This window comes from Brevibacillus sp. FIR094 (assembly GCF_050477165.1).
In the GTDB taxonomy this organism is placed as follows: domain Bacteria; phylum Bacillota; class Bacilli; order Brevibacillales; family Brevibacillaceae; genus Brevibacillus.
Window position 1 is genome coordinate 18,988 of sequence record NZ_JBEAES010000025.1, and the last position, 11,978, is coordinate 30,965.

The window sequence follows — 11,978 nt, forward strand, 5'->3', positions numbered from 1 at the left end:
GTCACCTCTTTGCAGGCTCGTCAGAAACTGTTTTGCCTACTTTTTCAGCTTGCTGATAATAGGCTGCGAAAACATCAGCCAATGCTTCTGCCGTATTTATGCTTTCCTGCACGCTGTTTTCCGTACCACCTATTTCTATTAACAGACTTCCCGGGGAGAGGGACTGATTATACTCGCCATGATCCGTTTTTGCGCCTTTTTCCATCACGCCACGCGAAAGCTCTGGGTACATTTTTTCCATCAACTCATGAAGCTCCGTTGCAAACGCCTCATTTTTCTCGTAGCTTTTGTTTCTTTTCCCGATGACGAACAATACTCTTCCATACGTTTTTCCTTTGATCGTGACGGTCGTACGCTCTCGTGGCGCTGTGTCTCGATGCAGATCGAAAAAGTAGAACAGTTCCTTGTTTTTCTCCGTTGCGGATTTGACTACTTGCAAAGATTCCGCGTAAGAGAAGGAGTAGTGCATTTTTTTGTTCAACAGCTGCTGATAGATGTCGTCGGTACTCACGTCCGAACCAATTCCTCTGTCATTCAACGCTTCTGATAAATGCTTGCTGATTAACGATATATTTCTCGAAGGATGATCGACGGAGGTTCCCACTGGCTTCGTCTCACTAAACCACGATTCCCGATTGTGCGAGTTGTAGACGTAAACGATTTTTTTGCCGTCCGTGATTGAATTGGGCACAGGAACTGGCTTTGTTTCGCCTGGCTTCGTGGTATCCTCCGGCTTTGGCTCTACGATCGGAACTACTTGCGATTGATCCGCTACCTGTCTCGGATGGGCGGGGTACTCCAAATAAAAATCTGCGAGAGAAGCTCCTTTTCCCTGTACGACAAACCTGGCATCCTCTGTCGTCACCATCCCAGGGAGCTCCCTGCCTAGTAAGCTACGCAAGTCTCCTGGCTGTATATTGGTTGCCAAGCGAAAGAGAAAACCCGTTACGCTATTCGTGCGATCATCAGCCTGTGCTTGCACCGTTTCGGACAAAACCGGAATTTCCTGCCCCATCCACCCCAAAATCGCCAGACTGGAAATATGAGAAGCGGCCTGTTGAATGGCGGAGGAAGAAATTGCGATTCGGTTCCCGCCGAGCGAAAGCACTCCTGTCATGACGAACAGGAAGGCGGTTATAAATGAAAGAACAACGAATTGGCGTTGAATGAGGGTCGCCATCTGTCTCACTCCTCTAGCTGAGCATGGTTGCACGTCGGGAGAACTTCCCCTCGTGCTTGTCTATGCTTTAGCTTATGAGGCTCATAGAGACGATAGAACCCTTTTCTAGCTTTTCTCTCTCACTCTAGCTTTTTACAACTTAGTGGGTATATGAGCCGCTATTTTCTTCATTCACTGCACTGTGTAAAGCGCGATTCAGACCTGTTGCGATCACATTCGCCACACCCTCAATAAATTCATCCACTTCTTTTGGGGTGACGACCAGATCTTGTCCAAGCGGTCGGAGGACCTCATGAATCAGTTGCCGTTTCTCTTCTTCCGGCAGTGAACCTACCAATCCCATAAATGTCTTACGGGATTCCATGTCGGGTAAGTCCTCTTCCGTATACGGTTCTTTACGCTCCGGCAGCGTACTCAATGCCAGTTTGTTAAACGCCCGCTTGCTCTCCACCATCGATTGTCCAAAATGCCCCATCAAGTACGTAATCGCATCATTTACAATCGTGGAGGCAAAAACGACCGTAGGGACTCCTATCGCAATCACAGGTACACCAAGTGTCGCCTGATCAATCGCTTTGCGCTTGTTTCCGACTCCTGAACCGGGATGAATCCCTGTATCCGATATTTGAATCGTCGTGTTGACCCGATGCAGAGCACGGGACGCAAGAGCATCGATACAGATGACAAAATCGGGTTTGCTTTTTTCCACGACACCAAAAATAATCTCACTCGTTTCTATACCCGTAATCCCAAGGACACCCGGTGATAGCGCACTGACTTCCCGATACCCTTCTCCAACGGTTTCAGGCGCCAGTGTGTACAGATGGCGGGTAATCAACAAATTTTCCACAACCATCGGTCCCAGCGCATCCGGGGTCACATTCCAGTTGCCGAGACCAACGACGAGAGCCTTTTTGTCCTCAGTGATTCCTAGTTGTTTGAGAAACATGGCAAATTCGACGGAGAATCGCTTGGCCACCTGCTCCTCGATCGAGGTATCATTATCCCGCAGCTTTGGCACTTCAATCGTAAGGTAATGCCCCGGAAGCTTGCCGATTTCCTTCCCCGCTTCCTCTGTTTCCACATGTAATCTCGTTACTTTCACATTGGGCTCGCTGTCGTCAGCTTGCAGCCAAATCCCCTCAATATCGCTCTGGTTTTGTTGCTGGGCAAGCTCGTGGGCCTCCACTGCAAGATCCGTACGAATGGAATAACCAGACAAATCAATGTTATGTGCCATGTTCATCAGCTCCTTTGATCCGAAGTGAAAAAAGTACTGACCATTTTGTTCCTGCTACTAGCTTGCTTGAATCCTTCATTTTTATTCCGAATCCTTTCTTGCAAATGGGTTCGCCCCATGCTAGAATTACTTTGTTGTATGACTGTATGTCTATGGTCGTCTAAGGAGGTGACACACATGCCAAATATTAAATCCGCGATTAAACGCACCAAAACAATCGAAAAGCGTCGCGCACACCGTGCTTCTCAAAAGTCTGATCTGCGTACTTCCATCAAGAGCTTTGAGAAAGCTGTCGCTGCTTCCGATGTAGCATTGGCGAAATCTACTCTTCTGGTGGCTGTGAAAAAGCTGGACAAGGCCGCTTCGAAAGGTCTCATTCATAAAAACGCAGCAAACCGTCAAAAGTCTCGTTTGATGAAAAAGCTTAACGTTCTGAGCGCTCCTGTAGCGTAAGAGACCAAGCGCAAAAAAACCCCGTGAACATTTTGTTCTAGGGGTTTTTTTACTGTAATAAATGTCATGACCGATTTGTTCGTTCGTCGTGTGCACGTGCAATGAATAATTCGAGGGCGAGACGCTTGTCCACTTGCCCTGACTTCATCCGAAAATCTTCTTCCGCCAGAATGCCCAGCAGTTTTTTCAACGACTCCTCAGAAAAATGACGCGCTTGCTCCATTGCTTTTTTCACCGCATAAGGATGCATTTTTATCATACCTGCCATCTGTTGCTGTAAATAACCACGCGGTGCCAATTGCTTGACATGCAGCAGCATGCGGAACTGCCTCGCTAAGAGAGCCAGCAGCTTGATCGGCTCCTCTCCTGTTTTCATGCAGTCGTACATCATCCTAAGCGCCTTATCCAATCTCCCCGAAGCGACCTGTTCAATCAGCGCGAATACATCCTGTTCCAGCGTACGTGCTCCGAGCAGCTCAATGACGTCGTCCGTGATGCTTTCACCCACTCCGACAAACAGTGCCATCTTTTCGATTTCCTTGTCCAGAAGACGCAGCTCGGCTCCTACTCGCTCCACAAGCTTCATGGCTTGCTGACGATCGATTTTCGCCTGGTATTTACCCGCATGCCGCTCTACCCAGCCGTACAAATCTCCGTCTTTTAACAACGGAAAAGGGATCACTTTCGCTTTTTGCTGCAGTGTTTTGACCAGCTTTTTTCGTTCATCGAGCTTGTCAGCTTCTGTATGTAGAATAAGTGTGGTGTAAGGAGGCGGATTTTGCAAATAATCGAGCAGAGCATCTGGGTCACTTTCTACCTTAGTCGAAGGCTTACTTCCTGTTAAAAAGTAGGCTTGTCTGGCAATCACCAATCGATGCTCGCCCATAAACGGCAAGGTTTCCGCATCCTGCAGAATTTCACTCAATCCTGTTTCGGTACAATCATACACACTCATATTCAAATCCATAAATTCTGGATCAATCATTTCTTTACGAGCCAACGCCAAAAAATCTTCGGCCAGAAAAGACTCCGGACCGTATAAAACGTAGATCGGCGAGAATTGTTTTTGCCGTATTTCGCGAATAGCCGATAGGAGTGGCATACGTTTCTCCCCTTTCCTTCTTCTTACCTGCGTTATTATAGCACATGTTGATCAGAGCAAAGCGAAAAAAAACCGCCACCAGTGAATCAGTAGCGGTTTTTTCATCCGTTGGCACCTCTATGTAAACGTTTAGGGAAAAGCCCCGGGATTCCTCTTCCCCAAACGGTAAGCAGGGGGTGCTTGATAATGTACTATACGCAAAATCCCCGCAAGCGGTGCCGGTCCATACGCGGAAAAATGTTAGTCATTATCTTTATTTTTTTTCTTCTCTTTATTTTTCCCCTTGTCTTTCTCCTCTTGCTTGCCCCCGCCGTCATCCTTATCGTCATTAGCAGGTTCTTTGTCTTCTCTGTCCGGATTCTCGTCCAGTCCGATCGGCCATCCCGTTGGTTGATCCTCTGTCATTACTGGCGTTGGAGGTACAGCTTTCTTTGGTGGCGGTGTCGGATTCGTTTTCTTCGGTGGCGGTGTTTGCTTTTGAACGTTCTTTGCCGGTGGCTTTTTACTCTTCGTCTGAGTAGCCGCTCCAGTAGACTTTTTGGTCTTGTCCTCTTCCTCTTTTGGATTCGATGATATTGGATTATTGCTTGGAGGAGTAGGATCGTCTGGAATTTTTGTTTGTTCCACGACCGCTGGCGTCATGTCCGTTCCGTTCTGGAACGAATCGACTTCATGCTTCTTACCATCACCGCCCGAAAACAGCATGCCAACCAATAAGCTGGCAGCGACGGCCGTACTACCAAGACTGGCCATCCACACTTTCATCCGCTTCCACTTTTTTGATTCCGGCAGCGAAGACGTCTCGCGCTTAACTTCCAGAGTGGGCAGGATATCCTCGTTCACCGTAGATTTCACCGCAACAGGCTTTGCAGCGGCTGATTCCAGCTTGGGCAGGATAGAATCTACGATGCTGAACGGAGGTACGACAGGGGGCAGATGTTCTAATTGTTGTGACACATCTTTCAAACGGTTGTACATAAGCTGCAGTTCAGCATCTTTTCGAATCAAACGCTGGAGCAATTGCTGCTCTGACTCCAACAGATCTCCATCCAGATCCCGCTGCATGAGTTCAAAAATCTCTTCGTTGGTCATCAACCGATCCCCCCTTTCTGGTAGTCGTACAACAGCTCCTGTAACTGTTGCCTAGCCCGAAATAAATACGACTTTACCGTGTTAAGCGGCAAATCTAGTGCCTCCGCTATTTCTTGATAGGACAAATCCTCTAGATAGCGGAGTACTACAACCATCCGATATTGCTTTGGCAATCTTCCGATGGCTTCCTGGATGTCATTCGACAGCCCGGTGAGAAGGATTTCTTCTTCTACGTTGTTACGATCAGGAATGATCAACTCGTGCTCGTCAATTGAGACCGTTTCCTTCTTCGCGCGAAATTTATCCATACAGACGTTGCTAACGATGCGTTGTACCCAGGTAGAGAACTTTGCTTTTTCCTGATAGGTGTCCAACTTTCGATAAATTCGAATGAGGACTTCCTGGGACGCATCAAGCGCGTCTTGTTCGTTCCCTAGAATGTAATAAGCGCTTCGGTAAACGGAGGTCTCAATAGATCGAAGCAGTTCGACTAGCGCGTCATGATCCCCGGATTGCGCCATCCTGATCAGCTCTGCTTCTTGCATATTCTCTTCTCCCCCCTACAGACGGTTCGCTCATTGAAAAAGTTGCAAACAGATTATGTATCCAATATTTGGGTCTGCCAATATAATCCCGCAGGTGTAATCACCAGCGTAATCGCTCCATGAGCATCAGTCCTGTACACGGCGGAACCCGATTTCTTTAAGCGATGTAGTACTTCGGACGCTGGATGCCCGTACCGATTTTTCACCCCGGCAGAGATGACAGCAGCGTTTGGTGCTGTGACTGCAAGGAGCTCTTCGGTGCTCGAGGTATTGCTTCCATGATGGGCTACTTTCAAAACATCCACAGAAGTCAAACCGTTTTGAACAAGCTGACTTTCCCCATCCTTTTCAATGTCACCCGTAAACAATACAGTCTTGTTGAAAGCAGTCAGCTGGAGTACAACGGATGCATCATTTCCTGAGAAGGTTGAATCACCCGGATGCAGCCACTTCCACTCGATTCCCGGCCCATCTGACCAAGATTGACCCGGGAGCCCTGTTACAATCGGAACTCCTTCTTGTTGAAAACGCTGGACAATCTCGCCCTCTAATTTGGAAGGTGTCGTCCCATTCACCAATACCTCTCCAAAAGAAAAATGAGGAATGAGCGATTTTACTCCCCCGATGTGATCCAGATCGCCATGCGTCATGACGACGCGGTCGATTTTCTCGATTCCTCTGGCCATCAGAAACGGCAGAACGACGTCTTTCCCCACCTCAAATGGGTCACGCTTTTCCATCCATGGTTCAGCAGCTGGGAACCGCATTGTCCCACCCGCATCCATTAAGTATACCTTCTGATCACCAATTTCGACAACGATGGAATCCCCTTGTCCGACATCAAGGAAGGTAATTCGCACTTCTTCGACTCCTGAAAACGGCTGTCTAGCTGCTACAATGAACAAGAGAAATATAACGAAAGAAAGCATTATATCACGCTTTCGATGATAGCCCAACCTCCATGAAATGGGCAGAACTACTAAAAAGCAGGTATACAAAACAAGCCACCACCACGAAGGATGCGGCCAATATGTGAAAGGGAGCCTCATTTTTTCAATAGCAAACAACGGGAGATGAATCCATTTCAGCATAGCCGTCGATATCCAAACAGGGATCACGGCCAAAAACGGGTGGACGAAGTCGAGGACAACCGCGATATACCCGAACGGTAGTGCTATAGCCGAGAGAATCGGAGTCACTACCAAATTGACCAGCCAAGACACAGGTGAAAACAAATGAAAATGGTAGATGAGAAACGGAAAAGAAACGAGCTGGGCTGACAAAGTAACCGCCACAAGTGTACGAATCCAAACGGGTACCCGCACAAACACATGCAAGCTGTATGGCACAAAAATAATCAGACCAAGTGTCACCGCAAAGGAAAGCTGAAAACCGACATGCCACAGCTGATAAGGATTCACTACCAGCATCAGAATGAGGGCACCTGCCCAGACGTCCTTGCCGTCCAACCTCTTTCCTAATACTTGACAGAGAAGACCCACACTCCCCATCAGTCCAGATCGGATCGCGGACGCGCTGGCTCCCACCAGAAGCACATACCCGATCAAAAACAAAATCGTTACGACAAATGCGAGTCTGCGTCTGATTCCAATCCGTTCCAAACACCACATAAACATGGAGCTAACCAATGTTACATGCAAACCGGAAATCGCGAGGATATGACTTAAGCCCAAATTCGAATACATCGCCGCAAGCTCAGGGTTCACCTCTTGTCCAAGACCAAGCAGCAGCGACTTCATGTAACCCGCTGTTTCTGAATCTGTAAATAATGCTTCAATTCGCTTGGCACCAGAGTCCTGCCATTCTTGAAAGCTCGCCGACACGGAAAAAGCAGGTCTCCTATCAATCGCTTGATAACTTGTTTCCCCCGTAACATGGACACCTTGCCAATACAAATAGCTGGCATAGTCGAAGGCATGAGGATTACGCGCAGTTGCTGGTAAGGATAATCGGATCGGAGCCACGATAACACTGCCATGTCTCCAATGCTCTATTTGTGCTGCTTCCTGGAAAGAAGCAAGCTTCACACGAAGCGCGATTTTTTCCAGAGACCAATGCTCGTTCTGATCAGGCTGATCTTCACCCCAGGATGTTATCGTAACAAAAAATCGTGCTACATCCCCATCCCGTCTCACAGGTGAATCAATGACACCCTCTATCCAGATGCTCTGCTCCCTTTCTGCCATTGGTTTCACTTCACTGCTGTGGAGAGTCACGTACCCATAAAAAAAGAGACCTGCTAGAATAGTAATCAGTGAGTAGCATGCAACGAATTTGCGGTATGGTAACGGGATACATGCAACGAATACCCCTGATGCGCCTGCAGCCAACAGCAGCCAAGCAGGATGCAAATAGGCGGACAGAATGATGCCGATCATCATCGCTAGGCTTGCTATCCATACTGACAATGCAATTCCCCCGTCCTGTTCTTTCATGAACTGTTTTGTCGAACGATTCATGGTCTCCTAAGGGAGTATATCTAACCGAATGGGGACAAAAATAGAAAAGAAGAAAGGCTAATTCCCTTGTAGAATCAGCGTTTTCGAGGTCAATTACTGGCACTCATAAGAGATTGCGCTGATGGTCGATACATGATAGAGTTAGCAGGAGCAATCCAGTGAGAGGAAGAGTCATTTCTTATGTGCGGAATCGTATCACTCTATAACAAGCGGCAAAAGCCTGTTCAACAAGAAGCGATTAGTGCAATGACGGGTGTCATCCTGCACCGTGGTCCAGATGACGATGGTTTTCACCTTGAAGACAACATCGCCCTGGGCTTTCGTCGTTTAAGCATCATTGACGTGGAAGGCGGACATCAACCGCTGTTTAACGAAACACGTGACATCTGGATTATTGGTAACGGTGAAATCTACAATTACAAAGAGTTACAGCAATGGTTAAAGGACATCGGTCACGTTTTCCATACCGATTCTGATATTGAAACCATCCTCCACCTTTATGAAGAGGTAGGAACAGATGCACCTAAGCATTTGCGCGGGATGTTTGGCTTTACGATTTACGACTCCCGTAAAAAACGTCTGTTTGGGGCACGCGACCATTTTGGAATCAAGCCTCTCTACTATGTCGAGACGAATGATTCGATCGGGGTTGCCAGTGAGATTAAAAGCTTGCTGGAGCTGCCAGGATTCACCCGTGAAGTGAATCCAACCGCTTTTTATCACTATTTGACGTTCCAATATGTACCTGATCCTGACACGATGTTTGCTGGCATTTACCGTATACCGCCTGCGCACTCGTTCGTGATTGAAAACGACCAGATCAAACTGGAAAGATACTGGGATGTAGAATTCAAGCCTGATGAAAGCAAGCCGTTCTCTTATTTCGTTGAGGGTACGCGCAGTGTCATGCTCGAATCTGTCGACAAACACCGGATTAGCGAAGTTTCTCGTGGAGCCTTCTTGTCTAGTGGTGTTGACTCTAGCAGTATCGTTGGAATGCTGCGTACATTTGAGTCAGTCAAATCTTTTTCTGTCGGTTCAGATATTCCTGGTTACAGCGAGCTCGATTATGCGAAGCGAACCGCCGGGTATTTGGGATCGGAGCATTTCGAACGCGTGATAAACGCCAAGCAGTACATGGATGAATTGCCACGACTTATCTGGCATCAGGACGAACCGGTAGCGGACCCATCTGCCATCCTGCTCTATTTTGTAGCGCAGATGGCGAGTGAACACGTAACCGTCGTATTGTCTGGTGAAGGTGCAGATGAATTTTTTGGCGGATACAATATTTATAGAGAGCCTCATTCTCTCAAAATGTTTTCCGGGATGCCTGGCTGGATGCGCCAATCCATCGGATACATGGCAGAACGCCTTCCCGATCAGGTAAAAGGGAAAAACTTCCTCATCCGGGGATCAAAAACGGTTGAGCAACGCTTCTTCGGAAACGCACTGATTTTCAGCGAAGAGATGAAAAAGCGTGTCGTCATGGAAGATATCACCCGTTCGGAATCGTATGTATCTCCTTTCACCATCACAGAAGAGATTTACAAACGCGCCTCCGAATATGACGATGTGACCAAGATGCAATACTTGGACATTCACACTTGGCTCAGAGGCAACATTTTGATGAAGGCCGACAAGATGACGATGGCCAATTCTTTGGAGTTGCGAGTGCCTTTCATTGATCTGAAGGTATTCGAATTCGCCGCTACCATTCCAACGAAGTACAAAATTGCCAACGGTACGACCAAGCACGTGCTTCGTGAAGCGATGAAAGACTTCTTACCACCTGAAATCCAAACGAGAAAGAAGCTGGGCTTCCCTGTTCCGACTCGTCATTGGCTCAAAAACGAATTTTACAAATGGGCAAAAGAGATCATTTTCGAATCCAAGGTGGATAATTTGATCAATAAGGCCTATGTGCTGTACATGCTCGATGAACACCGCGAAGGAAATGCGGATTACAGTCGCAAAATCTGGACGATCCTGGTCTTCATGCTGTGGCATCAAATCTTCATTGAGCAGAAGCACAATTTCGAGCCTTATGTCAGCCCGAATGTAGACCTTCGCCGCAAAAAAAATTCGCTGCTGCATATCGGCTAACAGCGAAAACACAATAAATAGATTTGCAGACCCTCTCTTACTTTTCGTAGCATCGTTGATAGAGAACAAGTTCACTCTATGAACGTATCGCTATGTGAAGGACGGGAGGGTTTTTGTTATGGTGCTGGAATGGTGGGAGCGTTATCGTCGTATCATCTTGCTGACTGCGGCCGTTCTGGTTGTCGGTAGTAGCTATTGGATCTATCAACGCGACCAATCGCATAAGACTGACGAACTACCGTTACATTCTCCTGCTTATGTAGCATCGAATCTTGAAACAAAAGAACTAACAGATAATTCAGCAACTACTCAACCTGCCAAATCTGAAAAAGCGACACTGGAAAAAGATAAAGATCAGCAACCACCGCCCCCTCCTCTCTATGTCGATGTAAAAGGGCAGGTGAAAAATCCCGGTTTATATCAATTCGAACCAGGTACGCGAGTCGCAAATGCCATCGAAAAAGCAGGAGGAGCACTGCCTAATGCTGACCTTGTCCAGATCAACTTGGCAGCGCCGCTCACAGATGGAGCTGCTCTTGTCATCCCAGCTAAAGGGGCCACCGCGCCAGTCTCCGCATCCATTGGCCTTGTACAATCTGCTACCAGCAGATCCACCACTGGTGCCTCCTCAGCCATTAATCTCAACACGGCAACTGTCGAAGAGCTAATGAGCCTTCCTGGGATTGGAGAAGCGCGTGCCAAGGCAATCGTGGATTACCGGTCAAAACAAGGAACATTTCGTTCAGCAGATGACCTGAAACAGATTGAAGGAATTGGCGAGAAGATGTTTGCACGGATAAAGGATCGGCTGGTGGTACAATGAGTGCTCAGCATACGGTCATGATCATAGACACTCCTACATAGAATGGGAAAAGAATATCGGAGGGAGGTATGCCCATGAATAGAATTGGGTTCATTGGTACGGGCAGCATGGGCAGTATCTTGATTGAATCATTGCTGTCAGCCAAGGCGCTGGCTCCTGGTCATGTCATTATCAGCAACAGAACCCTTTCGAAGGCGCAGCAACTGGCAGAAAAATATCCCGGGCTCATTGTCGCGCACAGCAATGCCGATTTAGTCAAAGAGGCTACAACGATTGTGCTGTGCGTCAAGCCACTGGAATATAGCGTGATGCTCGAACAAATTGCTCCTGCCTTAACGCCAGACCACCTATTAATTACGATCACCAGTCCGATCAAGCTTGCGGATTTGGAGTCTCAAGTTCCATGTGCGGTTGCCAGAGTCGTTCCTTCTATAACAAATGCTGTAATGAGTGGTGTCAGCTTATGTGAATTTGGATCACGAATCCATGAGGAACAACGTCATTTTATACGAAGTCTGTTTGCTCACATTAGCTCCCCTATTGAGATTTCGGAGCCATTTTTACGAATTACTTCTGACATTGTCAGTTGTGGACCAGCGTTTATCAGCTATATTTTGCAACAAATGATTCAAGAAGCGGTTGAAGAAACGGGCATTTCCGAAGAAGCTGCTACCTACATGACCACGCAAATGCTAATTGGGATCGCAGATCTTTTACGCGAAGAAGCGTTCACCCTTCCTACTCTGCAAAAGAGGGTCTGCGTGCCCGGTGGAATTACTGGGGAAGGTCTGATTCCTTTGCAAGACGGTATTCCCGGTCTTTTCACCCAAGTATTTCGTCGTACACAAGCAAAGTTTGCCGAGGACCAGGAACTCGTTGCACAAAATTTGAGCAATCAGCCGCATTAGCGCAAGACGAAAAAGCATTGATTTACGAAAAAAGGAGTGGATACCTGTC

General features: G+C 47.5%; 10 protein-coding genes. 4 read left to right on the top strand and 6 right to left on the bottom strand.

Going from position 1 to position 11,978, the window contains the following annotated elements; translation table 11 throughout:
• Nucleotide 1: 1 nt before the first annotated feature.
• Both spoIIP and gpr read right to left on the bottom strand, forming a co-directional pair.
• Nucleotides 2-1,180: a stage II sporulation protein P gene (spoIIP, locus tag ACQ5DJ_RS20745; RefSeq protein WP_429844100.1), complete on the bottom strand. Its 1,179-nt coding sequence runs from the start codon at nt 1,178-1,180 to the stop codon at nt 2-4.
• 139 nt (nt 1,181-1,319) lie between these two features.
• Nucleotides 1,320-2,420, bottom strand: a complete 1,101-nt coding sequence (gpr, locus tag ACQ5DJ_RS20750; protein ID WP_429844101.1) for a GPR endopeptidase — start codon at nt 2,418-2,420, stop codon at nt 1,320-1,322.
• Nucleotides 2,421-2,597: 177 nt separating this feature from the next.
• Between gpr and rpsT the strand changes: the two genes are divergently transcribed.
• Nucleotides 2,598-2,873, top strand: a complete 276-nt coding sequence (gene rpsT / locus ACQ5DJ_RS20755) for a 30S ribosomal protein S20 (RefSeq protein ID WP_005833151.1) — start codon at nt 2,598-2,600, stop codon at nt 2,871-2,873.
• Nucleotides 2,874-2,937: 64 nt separating this feature from the next.
• On the opposite strand, the gene holA is transcribed toward rpsT, so the two are convergent.
• From holA to ACQ5DJ_RS20775, 4 genes are all read right to left on the bottom strand, one after another.
• Entirely contained in the window at nt 2,938-3,975 is a 1,038-nt protein-coding gene (gene holA, locus ACQ5DJ_RS20760) for a DNA polymerase III subunit delta (protein WP_429844102.1), read from the bottom strand.
• Nucleotides 3,976-4,215: 240 nt separating this feature from the next.
• Complete coding sequence (locus ACQ5DJ_RS20765; RefSeq protein WP_429844103.1) at nt 4,216-5,067, bottom strand: anti-sigma factor family protein; 852 nt, start codon at nt 5,065-5,067, stop codon at nt 4,216-4,218.
• Nucleotides 5,067-5,612, bottom strand: coding sequence for an RNA polymerase sigma factor (locus tag ACQ5DJ_RS20770; protein ID WP_412843818.1), 546 nt, complete (start codon nt 5,610-5,612; stop codon nt 5,067-5,069). The genes ACQ5DJ_RS20765 and ACQ5DJ_RS20770 overlap by 1 nt, the downstream gene beginning before the upstream one ends.
• A gap of 53 nt (nt 5,613-5,665) precedes the next feature.
• The gene (locus tag ACQ5DJ_RS20775) at nt 5,666-8,068 is read right to left on the bottom strand and encodes a DNA internalization-related competence protein ComEC/Rec2 (protein WP_429844153.1); all 2,403 of its coding nucleotides are present in this window, start codon (nt 8,066-8,068) and stop codon (nt 5,666-5,668) included.
• 204 nt (nt 8,069-8,272) lie between these two features.
• On the opposite strand from ACQ5DJ_RS20775, the gene asnB reads away from it, so the two are divergent.
• The 3 genes from asnB to comER all read left to right on the top strand — a co-directional run bounded on the left by asnB (nt 8,273) and on the right by comER (nt 11,929).
• Nucleotides 8,273-10,198 carry an asparagine synthase (glutamine-hydrolyzing) gene (gene asnB / locus ACQ5DJ_RS20780; protein ID WP_429844104.1) on the top strand — a complete coding sequence of 642 codons (1,926 nt, stop codon included), beginning with the start codon at nt 8,273-8,275 and terminating at the stop codon, nt 10,196-10,198.
• Between the two features lie 118 nt (nt 10,199-10,316).
• Nucleotides 10,317-11,021, top strand: coding sequence for a helix-hairpin-helix domain-containing protein (locus ACQ5DJ_RS20785; protein ID WP_429844105.1), 705 nt, complete (start codon nt 10,317-10,319; stop codon nt 11,019-11,021).
• Nucleotides 11,022-11,095: 74 nt separating this feature from the next.
• Nucleotides 11,096-11,929, top strand: coding sequence for a late competence protein ComER (comER, locus tag ACQ5DJ_RS20790; RefSeq protein WP_429844106.1), 834 nt, complete (start codon nt 11,096-11,098; stop codon nt 11,927-11,929).
• The last annotated feature ends 49 nt before the right edge of the window (nt 11,930-11,978 follow it).